Genomic DNA, 18,911 nt, shown 5'->3' on the forward strand with positions numbered 1-18,911 from the left:
AAAATAATAATTTCTGCTGGATTATAAGGATTCCATATTTTTATGGTACATTTGTATGATGTTTAAGGAGGTGTAACCTATATGGATTTTATAAATGTAATAGCAGTTCTTGTTGGTGTCTTGTTGGTAGTCATTGTTCTACTTTTCTCCTCAAAAGAGAAAATTAGAACCTTTTTCCAAAAAAAGAACGGAAAAAGCCTAAAAACCGACAGTTCTAAATGCGCTGAGAATCTCTTGAAATCGATTGGTTGTACGTACACCCGAGAAAAACGCAAGGATGACCTCGTAGAATTTCGCTTTAATTTCCAAAATGGTCATTATGCTATGCGGATTTTTCCTCATGGTGGTGAGGTTGTTCTTTTCTTCCAAGGTATCGCGGAAGTATCTGCTGAGAAAATAGATTTATTGCGAGTTACTTGTAATCGAGTTAATAATATAGTGCTTTGTCATACAGTTTATTATGCTTATAGTACTGATAAGAAGAATATGATCGTTCATGTTTCTGCGCCTTTCTTTTTTACCGATGATTTTCTGCGGACAAAAGATGCTTTTTTGGTTCTTCTGGAAGGGTTCTTTGATGTTCGAAGAATCTTTACAAATGAGTTTTCTGTTCTAGAAAAAGATAGCACGTCTTCTCTGCCTTACGATATAGAAAAGAATCATTTGAACTATGCGCGTGAAAATGCCCTGTTGGATTCTCTAGAACTTTTTCATATCGTTGATGGCGAGAGATTAAAAAATACTGCTAATGAATCGTTTAACTATCGGTCTGGGGCAAAACTGCCAATAAGTGTTTCTTCTCTTTTAGCTACTGTTTTTCAGATAAATCAGCCTTCAATAATTGATATTACTATAGTAACAGACAGCATTAGGACTTTATCGTCAGTGGAAGAAATCAAAAACTTCAATCTGCTTTCTTCTCTTGTTGCTGAGAAAGAGGAAGGGAAGCCTTCTTTTATTACCGACGTTGTTACTCTGATTGTGAAATATAAGTATGAAAAGAAAGGAAATGACGCTCAGCGCATAGCTACGATCGTTCTTAAGGCAGATAAAGAAACTCAAGAATGCCTTTATGTCGTGGCGGCTGTTGCTGATGTCAATGCAGAAGCTGGAGCCTTTGAAGTGCCAGGAGCGTTGAAATCTTCTAGTTTCTATTTGGCTTATGATAAGGGAGATAATGAGCAACGCTTGCAAGAACTGGCTTATATGCGGCGAGATGCAATCGATAAGATATTTACAGGCAAGCAAGAAGAGCTTACTGAAGATCAGCAGATGTTGGCATTGTGGCAAAATGAAGATATTGCGCAGAAAGTCTATTGGGGAAGAAAATGCTTTCGTCAAGAACGTTATTATGAGGTGATTGAGTATCTGACCCCCGTTTGGAACAAGATGTTAACGTATCAGCTTCCCAAGGATGAGGCAGCCCAAAACACATTGTTCCTAACTGCCTTTTATTTAGGTTCTTCTTATGCAGAGTTAGAACTATATGAACAAGCTTATTATTATTTGGACGGAATTTTTCATTTACGAGATATAGGTGTTAGTATTGCCTATGTGGATACATTAGTAAATGCTCGTGATTTTCGTTCTCTCTACGTTATCAATACTCTAATTAAAGAGCTTCGCGAGAAGTATGCTGACGGGGTAGGTCATATGACGGGTGTAGAAGAGAGTTTTATGAATTTTCTGCGCCGCCGTTGGGCTTATGTACATGTTGAGCTTGGTGATTTGGCTAGTGCTGAGCGCGTTTATAAGAAAATGTTGGATGAACCATTAAATGCTGATTTTGCGTTGAACGAACTTGCCTATATTCAGAAGCTTAGAGAAAATAATTCAATCTCCTTACCTGATGATGGCTCAGAAGTATCATTAAAAGATTTAGATATATGATCGTATCTCCCTCTCTCCTTTCTGCGGATTTTGGTAATCTGCAGCGTGACATAGAAATGCTGAATGCGAGTGAAGCAGATTGGTTTCATCTCGATGTGATGGATGGTGTTTTTGTGCCCAATATCTCTTTTGGTTTTCCTGTTATGGAAGCAATAGCCAAAGCAGCCAAGAAACCTTTGGATGTGCATTTGATGATTGTAGAGCCACAGAAATTTGTGAGCCAAGTGGCCGCTTTAGGTGCTAAGATTATGAATGTACACTATGAAGCTTGCGTGCATCTTCATCGTGTAGTTCAGCAAATCAAAGATGCGGGGATGATGGCAGGCGTTACCCTTAATCCGCACACTCCCGTGTGTTTGCTTGAAGATATTATTAAAGATTTGGACCTCGTTATGCTTATGAGTGTCAATCCTGGTTTTGGCGGACAGAAATTTATAGAGAACAGTCTCCAGAAAACACGCCAGTTGCGTGAACTTATAGACCGTAAAGCTTCAAAAGCTTTGATAGAACTGGATGGAGGTGTAAACAGAATTACAGGTAAGCAGCTAAAAGAAGCTGGAGCGGATGCTCTTGTGGCTGGAAGTGCTATCTTTAAGTCTTCCGACCCCGTTAGTGAGGTGGCTGCGCTGAAGTACTTGTAAATGATAGCCTTAATCTCAACTTTAACTAAATCTTTTTAGAACAATTATTGATGAAACCTCTTTTAGATAATACTACTTTATTCTCTTTGATGCGCACACTTCAAAATGCGCGTAAAATCGTGATTATGGGGCATAGAGGTCCAGATGGTGACGCTTTAGGTGCTGCGCTGGGATGGGCTGAATATTTGCAAGGATTAGGTAAATCGGCTATTGTTGTAATGCCCAATCCTTTCCCCGATTTTCTCCGTTGGCTCCCTAATTCCGAGAAGGTGATTTTCTATGATCATAAGCGTGATGTTGCTCGCCGTTTGATAGAAGGTACAGACCTTATTTGTATGTTAGACTTTAATTCGTTACATCGTTTACAGGAAATGGGTGATGTTGTGGCCAATTCGAAGGCAGAGCGTTTGATGATAGATCACCACTTGTCTCCTGATACTACGTGTGCGCAAACGATTATTTCTCATCCAGAGCTGAGTTCTACTTCCGAACTTGTCTTTCGCCTAATCTATCAGTTGGGCGGATATGAAACAATGACATCGCAAGGAGCTTCCGCTCTTTATTGTGGTATGATGACCGACACGGGAGGTTTTACTTATAACTCAAATAATCCCGAAATCTATGCCATTATCAGTAAGTTATTGGAAAAAGGAATCGATAAAGATAAGATATATAGAAATGTTTTCAATACTTATTCTGTGGATCGCTTGCGCTTACAAGGCTACATCCTTTATGAGAAATTGAAGTTTTATGCTGATAATAAAGCGAGTATCTTTACTCTAACGCGAAACGAAATGAAAGAGTTCCATTTCATTCGTGGCGATGCAGAGGGATTAGTAAATATGCCTCTACAAGTGAAAGGTATGCGCCTGAGTATCAGCCTTCGAGAGGATACGGAGAAAGATGTTGTTCGGGTTTCGTTGCGCAGTGTTGATGATTTCCCTTGCAATAAAATGTCGGAAGAGTTTTTTAATGGCGGAGGTCACCTTAATGCCAGCGGTGGAGAACTTCCTTTTCCTTTGGAAGAAGCAATGAAGACGGCAGAACGTGCAATAGAAGCCTATAAAGATTTGCTTTGAAAAGTTCTGCGTTATAGCTATTTGTTGAAAGGAACGACTTTTTTTGATAGATACTTACTCGGTGTGACAACAAAAATCTATTCTTAGTTTTGTTGTCACACCGTTGTCACACTTGTAGTGCAAACATTTTCAAGACTTTATGTGTCAAATGTGACAACGTGACGACGTGACAACAAGAAAATATACTCGGGAGGAGCGTTGTTTCTGCTCATAAATCCCTCTTTTATTTTCATCTCCTTAAATGCAATAAGCGCGTCAGCTGATAGCCTTATTCTGTCAGCTGACATCCTTATTGTATTTTCAAACACAATAAGGATATTCTTGCTTTCTTCTAAACTTCTATTTGCTGTCAAAACATCTCTTCTTTTAGTTCAAAATCTATTATTTAGCTATTATTTTGCTACCTTTGCGCGCCTATGGATAATCCTTCTTTCTCTGAATTCCTATCGAGTCATGTTTCGGGGCCAGTTCAAAAGTTGGCTATCGATGCAGGCTTCACGTGTCCTAATCGTGATGGGCGAGCAGGTAGAGGAGGGTGTTTTTATTGCAACAATCATAGTTATAGTCCGAAGTACTGTAATTCGCGTTTGAGTGTGACTGAACAAATTCAGCAAGGAAAAAATTTTTTCTCTCATAAGACGAAGAGTGATACGCGTTACTTGGCTTATTTTCAGTCGTATTCGAATACATATGCTCCCTTAGGTTGTCTGCGTCAACTTTATGAGGAGGCTTTGAGCGCGTCAGATGTAGTGGGTCTTGTGATAGCTACGCGTCCCGACTGTGTGGATCTGGATGTTCTGGATTATCTGGCAACGTTGAATAAACAAACTTTTGTACATCTTGAAATAGGTGTAGAAAGTACCTATGATGATGTGCTAAAACGTATCAATAGAGGGCATGACTTTGCCTGCACGCAACAAGCTATTAGAGCGATTGCTGAACGTGGACTGACGGTGGGAGCGCATCTTATTTTGGGACTTCCCACTGTTACACCAGAACGTGATGTGGATCAAGCAGATCAGCTAAATGAATTGCCCATTGATGTGCTCAAACTTCATCAGTTGCAGATTCTTCGAGGAACAGTTATGGCGAAAGATTTTATACTCCATCAAGCGGACTATTCCTTGATGACTGCTGAACGTTATGCTCAGCTTGTGGCACGCTTCTTGAAGCGTTTGAAACCATCTGTAGCACTAGAGCGCTATGTTTCGGAGTCGCCAGAAGAACTGCTTATAGCTCCACGTTGGGGTGTAAAGCCACAGGTGGTGGAAATGTTGGTAAATAAGTATTTGAAAGAGATATGTTAATATTCAAAATTATAACTCCCTGCCTAGGGGGAGGGCTTGAAGAACAATTGAATAGTCTCAGTGTTCAACTCGTTGATATGTTGAAGAATGATAAACTTGCTCTGAGCCAACTATTGGTTACACGTATTTATCTTTCGGATGCAGCTAATCAGTTGGAAGTTCTTCATCAACATCCTCTTTGGCAACAACTCACTGCGGGTGCTATTAGCGTAATAGAACAACCTTTGTTGAGTGGTGAGAAAGTGGCTCTGCATTGTGTTTTAACAACTGACTCAAAGGTGAAAAAAATAGGTACGCCAGAACGCATGAAGATGGGCATCGGTTCGTTGAAAATGCTGTTCCAATCTGTTCGTTTTACTGAGTCTGAAGCAAGAAATCTTTCCTCAGAAGAACAGACGATTGAAACCTTCCGCCGCCATCAACATTTCTTGAAAGAAGAAGGGCTTACGCTTGAAGCTAATTGTCATCGTACGTGGTTCTATGTTCGGGATGTGGATAGGAACTACCAAGGTGTGGTTGTGGGTCGTAATAAAGTTTTTGCTGAAGAAGGACTAACAGGAGATACTCATTATATAGCCTCTACGGGTATTGGAGGCTATCCTGCCGATGCTGAGGCGATTGTATGTGCCGACTTTTTGTCTGTTGATGGTTTGCAGCGCAAAGATGTTCGTTATCTTCAAGCGCTTGAATATCTCAATCCAACCCGTGAATATGGCGTAGCGTTTGAACGCGCCACAAGTTTAGATGTAAACGGGCAGAGATATTTGATGTTGTCAGGTACGGCCAGTATTGATAATAAGGGGAAAGTAGTTTATGAAGGCGATGTTCGAGCACAGACTGAGCGTCTTTTTCTTAATATTGAAAAATTGCTGAACAATGGAGAGGCTTCTTTGTCTAACTTGGAGTATGCCATTGTTTATTTGCGTGATATCTCCGATTATTCTGTGGTTGCAGCGTATTTGAAAGAAAAATATCCCCACCTTCCAGTGCTGATTGTTGAGGCTCGTGTTTGTCGTCCAGGCTGGTTGATAGAAGTAGAAGGAGTTGCACGTTTAGAGCTTTCCTAGTTTTGTTGTTAGCTTCATCTTTTTTTCGTGCTTTTTTGTTTGTCTTTTCAGTCTCTTTTTTTTGAGGTATTTTAAAAATATTTTTCAAGTACTTGTATTCCTACTAGTACTTTTTAATTGTTGGAGATTTAAGTGCTTGGAAAAACCTAATTCATTGTTTTTTAGTTTTAACGAAGGTTTTAGCGTGTTTCCTCGTAACTTTTATTTTATTAATGTGTACTTAAAATGAAGTATGGGTTAACTTTTTTTATCTCTACTAGTTGTTAAAAAACATGAATCAGAGTTTTATTAGTTGTAATACATGTATGTCAAATGATAAGAAAAAATTATCTTTGCCCCAACGTATGATTGTGTGTAAACACTGAAACAAATATAACTACAAAATAATCAATTACTTAAAGGTATGAAGGACCGATTTAATCGATTGGGAACTGCAATGCTAGGTGCGTTGTGTTTGCTTTCAACTTGCGGTATTACTTACTCTTGTTCGGATGATTATGATCTGGACGAAAAGAAACCTGCGTTTCTTGGAGAAAGTATATATGATGAGTTGAATAGCCGTACCGACAGAACGTTTAAGACAACAATTCGTCTTGTGGACGATTTGGGGTATAAGGATGTGCTGTCGAAGACGGGTAGCTTGACGCTCTTTGTGGCCGATGACAAAGCCTATGAACATTTCTTCCAAACTACAACTTGGACAGATGCTAGTGGCAATCCGATTAGAAGCTACGATCAGCTCTCAACTAACCAAAAGCGCGTGTTGCTCAACAATTCTATGTTGAATAATGCGTATGTGATGGAGAAACTCTCCAATACGGAGAATAATGGTAAGAACTTGTGCTTGCGCCAAGTTTCTAATGCAACGGCTACTGATACAGTGCCGTATTGGAAATGGTATCAGCTACCTGAAAATCTTAACGAACCTGATGCCGCCGGTACGGATGCAGGTGATACTAAATATTGGAACTACTACCGCAGAGAAGCCCGCGGTGGTATATATATGGCTGTGGATGCTACAAATCCAATGATGACTCACTTCCTAGAGGGTAATATGAACGAGAAGAAAGTGAAGCATGATGATGTAGCTTTTATTCTGAACCTTCCAAGCGGAAGTTGGCCTGAAACAGAGAATCGTAGCTATATCTACAACCGTCGAGTTATTGAACAAGATGTGACTTGTATGAATGGTTACTATCACGTTCTCGATTCAGTTCTTGTCACTCCTCCAAATATGGCTGAGGTGATTCGTACAAATGGTGATACGAAATACTTCAATGCTTTGTTGGATCGTTTTAGTGCACCATATTTTACTAGTCCATTGACGGATGCATACTCTGCTCTCCATAATATAAATGGTGACTCTATTTTCCAGAAGCGTTATATTTCTTCTAACTCTCAAGGTAATATAGCCATTGCTCTTGACCCAAAGGGTAAGTCGCTTGGCGATTTCCCGAAACTCGGTTTCGATCCAGCTTGGAATACGTACGCGATATCTTCTTCTACTAAGAAAGAGAATGATATGGCTGCAATGTTTGTTCCTAGTGATAAGGCGATGAAGGAATACTTCCTCAATGGTGGTGGTCGTGTGCTTATCAACCGTTATGGCAAGAAGACAAATACAGAAGAGAATTTGCTTTTCAATATTCAGCAGATTCCTCTGAGTGTAATTCAAGCACTGGTTAACAACTTGATGAAGGATTCTTATGCAGAGACTGTTCCTAGCAAGTACTTGACCATTATGAATGATGCTCAGGATCAAATGTTCCCAGCAACAACTTATGGCAGTGAGGCTGCTTACAAGAATTTGTTTGAAAAGACTCTTCTTGCTAATAATGGTGTAGTATATATAATGAATACTGTTATTACTCCTGCTGACTATGCAGCTGTAATTGCACCAGCTATTCTTCAGTCAAATACAAAGGTTATTCGTTCGGTGTTGCGTGCAGACGAACCCTATATTGATGGTACTTCTTACACAAGCGCACCATTGAAGCAGTATTTTAGTACTTACTTGAAAGCAATGCAGAGCCGCTTCTCTTTCTTTGTTCCGACAGATGACGGACTTGCAAAGTATGGTTATGTGGATCCTGTGTCTATGTCAAGTGGTATTCCTTCCAATCGTCGTTATTGGACTTTCGAGTATGGCGCAACTTCTGCAACGGATAATTCTCCTCGCTTGCCCATCAAAGCTATCGCACGTAAGTACAATCCCGATAAGGATCGCGATGCTTCTGTAGATGGACAAGTTACAGGACGTTATCAGTCATTGCCCAATGACGTCTTGGATAATTCCTATGCGAATAATGACTATGGTGCAACAAAACGTGAGTTGCTCATTGAAATGGTTAACCAGCATGTTGTTGTTCATGAGAATAATGATACAAGAGGAATGAATGCAGGTAATCGTTTCTTTACCTCTCGTAGTGGTGCTCCTATTTATTTAGCTAATGCTGGCGATGCAAGCAATAATGGCCTTGGTATGAAGGTTGAAGGTGGTTTGCAGTTGGATCAGAATAGCGATGCTTCTGCAGACAACGACAATGTAAGTACTGTTACAGAAGGTTTCGACATGACTTCTGAAAAGAATGGTTATGGTAATGGTATGACTTACTTGCTCGATCGCCCGATGCAGCCTACAATGAATTCGGTTTTTGCTATTATGCGCGATCATTCAGAATTTAGTCAATTCTATGACCTTTGTAATTTCTTTGATTCTGAACTTCTTCAGAAGGCAGGTTTCAAAGATAGTATCAATGGAAAGGCTAATGAGACAGCTCTTTGGAATAACGAGCAGAATAAGTATCGTATCTTTGTAGCTGAAGACAATGCAGGTAATCACCCTGCAAATGGAGAAAAATTAGTTCGTTTCTTCAATAACTATCGTTATACTATTTACATTCCTACTAATACCGCAATGGCTGCAGCTATTGCTAATGGTTTGCCTACTTGGACTTCTATCCAGAATTTCCTTGATGCAAATACGGATGCTGTAACTGGTGCTGTAAGTTCTGACGCAAAAGTTAAGGCACAAGCTATGATCGTTTGTCTTGTGAACTTCTTGAAGTATCATTTCCAAGATAACGCTTTCTATGTAGACAATGCTACTAATAGCGGTACATATCAAACGTCTTGTATTGATAATGATAGAAATGTGTATATGTCTATCGGTTTGAAACAAACTACAAATGCAATTGAATTGACCGACCTCAATGGAGATACTCGTCATGTTGTTGCGCCTTACAATTTGGTCGCTCGTGATATGAACTTTGATAGAGCTCCGTCTAATATGACGCAATCTCGTTATGTGAGGGTTTCTTCTTATGCTGCTATTCATCAGATTGATGGAGTCCTCAGTTTCATGAAGTTAAACTCTGGCCGTTATGATGGTGCTTGGACTACTTCTGGCGGTGCAAGACGATTTGTTGCAAAATACAGACCACGCAAATAATATAGTATTATGAATAACATAAAGTATCTACTGACCGTCGTTCTGTGTTTCTGCTCCTCTATTGCATTTGCACAGACCCGAATCACTGGTCATGTATGGAGTAAAGGAGAAGGTGCTATTGTTATGGCAAATGTAATTGAGAAAGATGCCAATAACCGTAACGTTTCTGCAACGCAGACAGATGCAAATGGTAATTTCTCAATGGCCATCAAGAATCCCAATAACCGACTTCAAGTATCTTATATTGGTTATGTCACTAAAGTGACAACCATTGGAGCACAACGTTCTTTCCGTATAGAACTTGTGGATAAGAGTACCTTGAAGGAAGCAGTTATAACGAGTCCACGTCGTGTGAAGTCGAATGGTTTGACAATTCCTGAACGTGAAATCTCTGTAGCTAAGCAGACACTTAACATGGACGACATGGAAGGTCTTTCTTTTGAGACTGCTGGTGAAGCTTTGCAGGGTCAGATTGCAGGTTTGGACATTGTTGCAAATTCTGGTAACCTTGGTGCTGGTACATCCATGCGTTTGCGTGGTGTATCTTCAATTAACGGTTCTCAAGAACCGCTGATTGTTGTGAATGGTTACATTATGGAGGATTATAACAAGAGCGATCTTGATCTTTCTAATCTTGAAAACCAAGAACAGTTTGCTACTTTATTACAGGTTAGCCCTGAAGATATCCAAAGTATCAATGTCCTTAAGGATGCTGCAGCAACAGCCATCTGGGGTTCTCGTGGTTCTAATGGTGTGATTGAAATTGTAACTCGTCGTGGTGCTCGCGGTAAAACCAAAGTAAATGTTGGTTATCGCTTCAATGGCTCATGGCAGCCTGAGGGCATGAAGATGCTCAATGGTGATGGTTACACTATGATGCTGAAGGAAGCTTACTTCAACCCAACTCAGAGCGATAATGCTTCTGGTATTGCTGAAATTATGTATCTCCAGAACTATCCAGCTTATTATGGTAATTATAATAAGAATACTGATTGGTTCAAGGAAGTAACACAATTCGGCCAGTCACACAGTGTTGACCTCGCGGTTGCAGGTGGTGGTGAAAAAGCTACCTTCCGTATTTCTGGTTCTTATGTTCACGAAACCGGTACCATCATTAAGCAGGCTTTGGATCGTTTCACAACGCGTCTTGCTTTGGATTATTGGGTGAGCGACCGTATTAAGTTTACTTCTGATTTTGGTCTTACATATACGAAGAATGATAAGAACTATGACGATAATCTTTTGAACTATGCATATCAGGCTATGCCTAATATGACCGTTTATCGTAACGAATATCGTGAAACTGCTGATGGAGTAGGTGAGTATTACAATACCGGTGAATACTTCATCATGCCTCCTGCTGCAAGTGCTGCAGGTTTGGTTGCTGCTAATAGTAACCGCTCTTCTTACTATCTTGCCGATATGGTGAGGAATGGTAATCCTGTTGCAATTGCAAATCAGGCTTGGCGTAGATGGTCTACTTACACCATTACCCCACAATTCTCTTTGGAATACAAGCTCTTGGGTAAGGCTGATGATGAAACTCAGTTGAATTATACGGGTGAAGTGTATATGAATGCTTATACTGAAACTCGTGATGCATATTATCCTCATAGTCTGACATCTCGTGCATGGTCTGATGGTGTTGACTTGACTTCTAATTCTGATTTCAAGAATCTTCAGTTCACGACTCGTCATTCTTTTGTATTCAAACCCTATTTCTACAATAACAACCATTCCCTTCAAGTTCTTGCACGCTTCGAGGTAGGTTCAAGTAATAGTACTCGCCAAAATTCTAGTAATTCTGGTATTAATGGTGGTATTACTGATGCAACTGTTCCTGGTTATCTAACAGGTAGTAGTACTTCGACTGGTAAAGGTCACACCATGAGTGGTATCAGTTCTATCCACTATGCTTATGGATCTTCTCCTGTTGAATCTAAGTATTCTGCTGACATTACGTTGCGTGCTGATGGTAGCACCCGTTTTGGTTCTGGCAGTAAGTGGGGATTCTTCCCAGGTGTGTCAGGTCGTTGGAATATCAGTAATGAGAAATTCTTTGAGCCTCTCAAGAAAGTTGTAAGTATGTTGGCTTTTCGTCCAGGTTGGGGTATTACTGGTAATGCTCCAGGTTCTGAGGGACTAATCTTTAATAAGTATTCAGCAGCAGGTGTTTATAATGGTGTAACAGCAATTGTTCCTTCTAATCTTCGCCTCACTGAATTGAAGTGGGAAAAGACAAAGTCTTGGAACTTAGGTTTCAACTTGAATTTATTAGAAGACCTTTTGCAGTTTGATTTGAATATATATAATAAGAGAACGACGGATTTGCTTAATAGCGGTGTAAGTGTTCCTTCCTCAACAGGTTATGCTCATTTGGATTATGCTAATGTGGGTTCAATGAAGAATGAAGGCTGGGAACTTTACCTCACTACACGTCCCATCTTTAAGATTGGAAAGTTTAGTGCAAAACTTCGTTTCAATATTGCTCAGAACATAAATACTATCACCCAAATGGATGCTTCCGTTTTGGCAAGTAATAACACAGAGGTGAATTATAAGAATGAGCAAGTACTGCGTCGTGTTCAGATTGGTAATGCTTTAGGTGGTATTTATGGTTATCGTTATAAGGGTATCTATGCATATGACTATGCGCATAATGGTTATTTCTTGAATGACGATAAGAACCAATACTATTATAGTGACAATACTACTAAGAACCCTGATGGAACGAATCGCAATACAGCGAAGAATTCAGGTAAGACAGCTCCTATTGCTCGTGATGCTCAAGGTAATGTGATTTACGATAAGAATGGTAATCCGTTGCCGATGATGTACAACTATGGTGGTATTAACTATCAGTTCCAGGGTGGTGATGTTATCTATGATGATATCAATCATGATGGTGAAATCAACCAATTAGATATTGTATATCTAGGTGGTTCCAATCCGAAAGTAAATGGAGGTTTTGGTATCGACTTGACTTATGGTAACTGGCAGTTAAAGACTAACTTCAATTTCCGTATCGGTAATAAGATTCTCAATCTTGCACGTATGTATGCTGAAGATATGCGTACAAACCGCAATCAAAGTGCATCTGTAAACCATCGTTGGAGAAAGAATGGTCAAGTAACTCAGATTCCACGTGCGATGAATTCTTCTATTGGCGTATCTTACAATGCTTTGATTAGTGATCGCTATGTTGAACCTGGTGACTTCCTTCGTTTCCAGTACTTCCAGCTTTCTTATTCAGTTCCTGCTAAGCAATTGAAGAAGTATGGTTTGAGTTCGCTTCGTTTTGCTTTCTCTGGAAACAATTTGTTGTTCTGGACTAAGTATTCAGGAGTTGATCCTGAACATTCGGCTTATGGCTTTAGCCCATGTACTGATAGTTCACAAACTCCGCGCTCTCGCTCCTTTACCTTTAGTTTGAACTTTGGTTTCTAATTGGAAGAAGACAATGAAAATGAATAAAATATATGTCAAGTTACTCTCTTTAGCAGGAATTCTCTGCTTTGGTGGAGTATTGCAATCATGTGACGATTACTTGACCGTCTATCCGACCGACCAGATTACAGAAGAAAAATTCTGGGAGGATAAGAATGACCTTAATAATGTCCGTGCAGGTGCTTATACGATACTCAATCGTACTACTCCAAGTGTTATGCTGTGGGGAGAACTTCGCTCAGATAACTTTAAGTTGATGAAGTTAGACAACACATCTCTGCTTCATTTGCAAGATGGTGTTCTTATGCCTTCAGAGAATATGTTCTCTTGGGCAACATTCTATACTGGTATCAATTATTGCAATCTTGTTCTCTCTCGAGGTCAGCAGATGGTTAATAAAGGTGTAGACCCTAGTTTTGGTTCTGGTGAATGGCGTCCTATCAAAGCTGAAATGGAAGCACTTCGTGCCTTGTACTATTTCTATTTGATTCGTGCATTCCGTGACGTACCTTATGTTTCTGAACCTGTCTCTACAGATAAGCAAGCAATGGCAGCGCGTATTCCTGCAACTCCAGGTGTTGCTATTCTTGGCGATCTTATAGACTCTTTAGAGGTTGTAAAAGATTATGCCGCTGATAATTTTGGTTCAGAAAGTGACAATAAAGGGCGTTTCACAAAGCGTGGTATTCGTGCTTTACTTGCTGATATGTATCTCTGGCGCGGTTGCCTTCTTAAGAATTATACAAAGAAGCCAACAAATACTCCCTATGGACATATCGTTAATGTTTCTGACGTGACCACGGACTCTATTGTTGGAACAGATACTCTTAAAGTTTCACGCACAGCGAAAGGTATGGTTATAAATGACGCTTATACTAATGCTTTGGCACAGGAATGCTTTAATAAGGCTATCCAACATTGCGATGCTGTACTTGATTATATGAAGGCAAAATATCAAGAGAATTTGCTGAAGAATACTTCTGCATCTACGATTGAAAAAACTCAGCCTTATCCTTTGATTCGTATTGTAGAAGTAACGGGCGGTACTCCCGATGTTGCCTATAATAGCATCTTTGGTGATAAGAATTCTTCTGAGAGTGTTTTTGAAGTTCAGTTTGATGGAGTGAACAATGTTAATGGTGCTTATGGAAAGTACTTAAGTAGCTATACCTCATCAGGTATTTCTACTTCTGCATTTGTTGTTAATTCTTTGTTTGCAAATGTCAATAGTAATGAGTCTGCAAAAGGATTTGGACGTACGGACTTCCGTATGCTAGAGACCATGCAAATAAGCAAAGTTACATCATTCTCCGCTAATGCGGTTTATCCATATATCAAGAATCTTGCAAGTTCTGTTGCAGCTGATAATTGGCAAGAAATGGGTAAAGGTGGTAGCTATTCTTTCCGCACTTCTTCAACTTCTGACGCCAATTGGCCTGTTTATCGTCTTTCAGATATTATGTTGATGAAGGCGGAAGCTATTGCTCGCAAGCATGCAGAATCTGATAAGGCCGCTACATCTTCAGGAATTGTTAATGCAGATCTTTGCGAAGGTTTTGATATGGTTAATGCTCTTTTTGGCAGATACAATCCAGGTCTGAAGCCCGCTACAGCAACAGAGCAGAGTGAATATAAGAGTACTCGTCTCAATATGGATCGTACAAAGCTCAATCTCTATTATGGTAAAGATAAGACAGCAGCTAATTTGCTGACTTTAGTTTATCAGGAGCGTCAACGCGAATTTGTTGGTGAAGGTAAATTCTGGTTTGATATTGTACGCCAGGCTGAAGCTACTAACGAGCCGACAAAGTCTTTATCGGATAATATGTCTCTCTCTACTTCTCTCAAGAACCGTTTAAAATTGCTTTATTCACTCTATAATCCTGTTTTCTCTGATGAAATGAAAGTCAATGGAGTTCCTGCAGGTGGTAAACTGAATCAAAATCCAGTTTGGGATAGATATAGCAAGAATTAATATTGGAAATATGAAAAAGAATATTGTAATATCTAGAATCAAAGGATTTTGCAGCTTATTGTTGCTATGTACCTTTGCCTTTTCCCTGCAATCTTGCAAGGAAGACATTGATGATTCAAACTTTGCAATAGCTAAGGATAAGACTGTTACGGATTATTTGGTAGCTTCTGACTCACTGTCTGATATCAAAGCTATCTTTGATCGAGTGAAACTTGGTAGATCTGACAATGCTTCTTCTTTGACAGCAGTGTTATCAGCTCGTGGTAATTATACAGTTTTTGCTCCGACAAATTCAGCTGTTAAAAAGTATGTTTCATCTCTAACCGGCTCAACTGATGTTAGTTCTCTAACTTACGAACAAGCCCAGCTGATTGCATTTAATTGCGTGATTGATAATGGCTCGGAAGGTGCTTACGAAACCCCAGATTTCCCACCTTCTGGTACGTTTACACTGTCCAATCTTAATGACCGTTTGCTTTCTTGTCATCAAGATTCTACTCAAAGTAACAGTCCGTATGTTATCAATGGTACATCTACTGTTATAAAGGAGAATCAGAAAGTTTCTAATGGTATCGTGCACCTTGTGAATTGTGTAATCTCTCCATCTGCAAATACTGTAGCTGAGATGATTCAGCAAGCACCCAATATGAGAATTATGGGTCGTCTTCTTGCGGAGACAGGTTTAGCTGATTCTTTGGCTGCAGATCGTGATCCTTCGTATGAGAATATCGAGCATGAAGAGAAAGAACCTAGAACTACTTTTGCTGTTTATCGTGATCTTTTGATTCCGCAAAAGCGTTATTTAGGTTTTACTGGATTTGTAGAGACAGATGACGTGTATGCTCGTGAGTGGGGCATCAATGTTACTACTAATTCTGAAGGAACTATTACAAACTGGGATCAAGTAAAACAAGCTATTCTTGCCAAGCTTGAACCTGTTTATGGATCTAATAATGTTGATGATCTGAAGAATCCTGAAAATCCAGTTAATCGCTTTGTTGCTTATCACTTTGTTGAAGGTCGTATACCTTATAATAAGTTGGTGGTACACTTGAGTGAATATGGTTATAAGTATGGTGCAGATATGAAAAATCCTCAGCGTCTGACTTATTCTGTTGATGTATGGGATTACTATCGTACCGTAGGTAAATATCATGATATCTTGAAAGTGACTCAAGTTCCTACAGGAGAGCATGAAATATATTTGAATCGCGTTTCTAAATATAACGATGATTTTGATGGCGACTTTTCTGAGGTTTCTACAATTGCCCATACACCAGGTGTAGGTCTTAATGTGAAGATTTCAGCAACAAATGGTCAGTACGATAACAATGCGCTTAATGGTTTTTACTATCCTATTGATGGTATACTGTTAAAGACAACAGAAGTTGCTGATGCTTTGGGTGGAGAACGTATGCGTATGGATTTGTCTACAATCTTGAGTGAAATGTTGTCTAATTCTATTCGTGGTACTGACTATCACTTCTTCCCGAAAGGTTACTTTGCTGCAATTACAAACGAATCTTCTGGTACGAAGTTCGCTTATCTTACAGCTGCTTGGGGTGGAGGTACGAATTGGACGGACTATCAAGGCGATGAATTTATGGCAGCAGGTCTCTTCGACTTTACTCTGCGCCTCCCACCAGTTCCGAAGTCAGGTACTTACGAAATCCGTCTTGGTATTTCTCAGAACCCTTTGCGTGGTATGGCTCAGCCTTATTTTGGTGAAGATCCTTATCGTTTGCAGCCAACAGGTTTGCCTCTTGACCTTCGTCAGCCTGTTGATAACAACTCCAATCCTCAATTGAATTGGCAGGATGACGTAGCAGACGTTGAGACCAATGTGGAAAATGATAAAAACCTGCGTATTCAAGGCTATATGAAAGCTCCTTTATACTTTGGCGCAAGCGATGGTACTGGTGCTTCTAAGGCTCGTTCTCTTCCCAATGGTAAAGGGAGCCCCGTCGTACGCCGTATCATTGGTATCCAATATATGGAATCAGGCAAAACTTACTATATACGTTTTAAATCTGCACTCAAAAAGTTGGACTCTCAGTTCTTCTTGGACTACATAGAGTATTGTCCCTCTAATGTATATAATGGTTCTGCTGCAGAGAATCCATGGTAAAAATATGAAAGTGGCTAGTCTCTGTATGTTAGGAGACTGCCCACTTTTCATTCCAATAACCGATTGAAAACAGAAAAGAATATGAAATCTATAAATTTTGCTCGTTATGGCTTTATGGGTGCTCTTGTCCTCTTGGGGACAACCGCATGTTCCGATGACCATTATGATGTGAAAAGTAGCGCAGCTTCTTCCAAGACTCTTTGGGAAAATATACAAAGCAATGGTGCTACAGACTCTCTTGCCATGATTATGAGTCGTACGTATGTCATGAAGAATGCTAACGACAAGAGTGGAAAGCAGACTCTGGGTGAACTTCTCAATCAGGCTCAGACGTTCACTGTTTGGGCACCTAAAGATGGTACGTATAATGCATCTTATTATTTGAACCTACTTAACAAGCGTGATCAATTGTTGGCACAGTCTTCTGATCCGACTTCACAATCTAATCGCGAAGCTTGGCAAATTAATTATGATGTAGCTAACCAATTTGTTCTTAATCATGTTGCACGTTTTAGCAATGAATCTAATGTTGGTGAGCAAAAAGTACGTCTGTTGAATGCTAAAGTGAGTATTTACGAGGTTTCAAAGAATCTCTTTAACTCCGTAGCTGTTGATGCTTCTGCAGGTAATATCGTGTCTACAAATGGTTCTTTACATCTATTAAATGGCCGTTCTCCTTTTGCATACAATATCTATGACTATCTTGCTGCAAACTCTAATTTCTCAAAGGTTTGGACAGCTTTGAAAGATCCTAATATTGACAAGGAAAGGTTCTTCGAAGCAGGTAGTACTCAAGGAGCAATGAATGAAAAAGGCCAAATGGTATATGTTGATTCTGTATACTACCAGACTAACAAGATTTTAGACGCTTGTGGTGCAAGAGTAAAAAATGAAGACTCGCTCTACATTGCAGTTCTTCCTTCTGATGCTGCTTTTGAAACGGCGTTTAATTCTGTTAGTTCTCTTTTCAAGTATGGAAGTAGCTATGCGTACGATTGGTCAAGTGAGCGTCGTGTTTTTGATAAAACAGACAATAATGCTCTTCGTGTGAATGCAGACTCTCTGCAGTCGTATAGTGCTAAGGATATGCTTATTAGTAGTGCATTCTTCAGTACTAGTCAATTCCCTGTTGCAAATCAGACAGATTCAGCTCAGGTGAATCATTACGCTACTCATGCAGATTCTATTAAGTCTACAAATAATGTGACTTATTATAATTCCAATCCAGGTGGTGTCAATCCTATCTTTAATGGACAGTCTCCTTACAAAGCTTCAAATGGTTACATCTATGCAGTTAATAGCTATAATGTAAATCCTGCTTATTCATTTGTTTCTAAGAACGAAATTAAATTGCAGTATGGTTTCTTCATAGCTACAACCCAAAATGACTTAACCGCTCTGACAACTCGTCAAGGAACGCTTGTTGAATTGACTCCTGCTAATCGTAATGATAATGTAAAGGGTAGTGTTGAAAACAACATGTATCGTCGCTTTGAAGCATCAAACGGTAACATGACTGTCGATATCATCTTGAATGATATTTATAGTACAAAGTATAAAATCAGTGCTATTATGCTTCCGAACCGTACTAACATTGCTAATATTCAGTACGATCGTACCACAGGACAAGAAATAACGGAAACCACAACGTTCGATTGTGATATCATTGACGATGTAACTAATCGTTCTATTGGTAGTGCAAAGAACATTACGATTTCCAATGATACAATTCAGAGTTATGTTCTCTTTGATTCATTTGAGTTCCCGAAGTGCTATGTAAATCTGCCTGCTGGTTATGTTTCTTTCCCACGCCTGCGTTTTACGCTCTCTCGTAGAAATCAGACTCGTGGTAAAACGAAATCCCTGAATATCAGCAAAGTGATTCTCGAGCCCGTTCGCGAATAATAATTCTTGTTAACATACTAA

10 protein-coding genes are annotated in these 18,911 nt (G+C 39.6%); all 10 read left to right on the forward strand.

Features of this window, described 5'->3' with window-relative positions; translation table 11 throughout:
- Positions 1-81 precede the first annotated feature (81 nt).
- The 10 genes from FHS60_RS00150 (at position 82) to FHS60_RS00195 (ending at position 18,890) form a co-directional block, all read left to right on the forward strand.
- Positions 82-1,890 carry a hypothetical protein gene (locus FHS60_RS00150; RefSeq protein ID WP_183693357.1) on the forward strand — a complete coding sequence of 603 codons (1,809 nt, stop codon included), beginning with the start codon at positions 82-84 and terminating at the stop codon, positions 1,888-1,890.
- Positions 1,887-2,531, forward strand: a complete 645-nt coding sequence (gene rpe, locus FHS60_RS00155; protein ID WP_183693360.1) for a ribulose-phosphate 3-epimerase — start codon at positions 1,887-1,889, stop codon at positions 2,529-2,531. Before FHS60_RS00150 ends, rpe begins: the two co-directional genes overlap by 4 nt.
- 50 nt (positions 2,532-2,581) lie before the next feature.
- Entirely contained in the window at positions 2,582-3,610 is a 1,029-nt protein-coding gene (locus FHS60_RS00160; protein ID WP_183693364.1) for a DHH family phosphoesterase, read from the forward strand.
- Positions 3,611-4,026: 416 nt separating this feature from the next.
- Complete coding sequence (mnmL, locus tag FHS60_RS00165; RefSeq protein WP_183693367.1) at positions 4,027-4,917, forward strand: tRNA modification radical SAM protein MnmL/YtqA; 891 nt, start codon at positions 4,027-4,029, stop codon at positions 4,915-4,917.
- The gene (locus tag FHS60_RS00170) at positions 4,911-5,984 is read left to right on the forward strand and encodes a Rid family hydrolase (RefSeq protein WP_183693370.1); all 1,074 of its coding nucleotides are present in this window, start codon (positions 4,911-4,913) and stop codon (positions 5,982-5,984) included. The genes mnmL and FHS60_RS00170 overlap by 7 nt, the downstream gene beginning before the upstream one ends.
- Before the next feature lie 403 nt (positions 5,985-6,387).
- Positions 6,388-9,435 carry a hypothetical protein gene (locus tag FHS60_RS00175; protein ID WP_183693373.1) on the forward strand — a complete coding sequence of 1,016 codons (3,048 nt, stop codon included), beginning with the start codon at positions 6,388-6,390 and terminating at the stop codon, positions 9,433-9,435.
- Positions 9,436-9,444: 9 nt separating this feature from the next.
- On the forward strand, positions 9,445-12,882 hold the full coding sequence (locus FHS60_RS00180; RefSeq protein WP_183693376.1) for a SusC/RagA family TonB-linked outer membrane protein: 3,438 nt from the start codon (positions 9,445-9,447) through the stop codon (positions 12,880-12,882).
- A 19-nt stretch (positions 12,883-12,901) separates the two neighbouring features.
- A complete protein-coding gene (locus tag FHS60_RS00185) occupies positions 12,902-14,857 on the forward strand; it encodes a RagB/SusD family nutrient uptake outer membrane protein (RefSeq protein WP_183693379.1) in 1,956 nt (651 codons plus the stop codon).
- Between the two features lie 205 nt (positions 14,858-15,062).
- A complete protein-coding gene (locus tag FHS60_RS00190) occupies positions 15,063-16,985 on the forward strand; it encodes a fasciclin domain-containing protein (RefSeq protein ID WP_183693382.1) in 1,923 nt (640 codons plus the stop codon).
- Positions 16,986-17,066: 81 nt separating this feature from the next.
- Entirely contained in the window at positions 17,067-18,890 is a 1,824-nt protein-coding gene (locus FHS60_RS00195) for a hypothetical protein (RefSeq protein ID WP_183693385.1), read from the forward strand.
- The last annotated feature ends 21 nt before the right edge of the window (positions 18,891-18,911 follow it).

This window comes from Alloprevotella rava, assembly GCF_014195585.1.
Taxonomy (GTDB): Bacteria; Bacteroidota; Bacteroidia; order Bacteroidales; family Bacteroidaceae; genus Alloprevotella; species Alloprevotella rava.

Coding starts and splice junctions, on each gene's coding strand:
- FHS60_RS00160 (WP_183693364.1), top strand. CDS start 2,582: ATGAAACCTCTTTTAGATAATACTACTTTATTCTCTTTGATGCGCACA.
- FHS60_RS00180 (WP_183693376.1), top strand. CDS start 9,445: ATGAATAACATAAAGTATCTACTGACCGTCGTTCTGTGTTTCTGCTCC.
- FHS60_RS00175 (WP_183693373.1), top strand. CDS start 6,388: ATGAAGGACCGATTTAATCGATTGGGAACTGCAATGCTAGGTGCGTTG.
- mnmL (WP_183693367.1), top strand. CDS start 4,027: ATGGATAATCCTTCTTTCTCTGAATTCCTATCGAGTCATGTTTCGGGG.
- FHS60_RS00185 (WP_183693379.1), top strand. CDS start 12,902: ATGAATAAAATATATGTCAAGTTACTCTCTTTAGCAGGAATTCTCTGC.
- FHS60_RS00195 (WP_183693385.1), top strand. CDS start 17,067: ATGAAATCTATAAATTTTGCTCGTTATGGCTTTATGGGTGCTCTTGTC.
- FHS60_RS00170 (WP_183693370.1), top strand. CDS start 4,911: ATGTTAATATTCAAAATTATAACTCCCTGCCTAGGGGGAGGGCTTGAA.
- rpe (WP_183693360.1), top strand. CDS start 1,887: ATGATCGTATCTCCCTCTCTCCTTTCTGCGGATTTTGGTAATCTGCAG.
- FHS60_RS00150 (WP_183693357.1), top strand. CDS start 82: ATGGATTTTATAAATGTAATAGCAGTTCTTGTTGGTGTCTTGTTGGTA.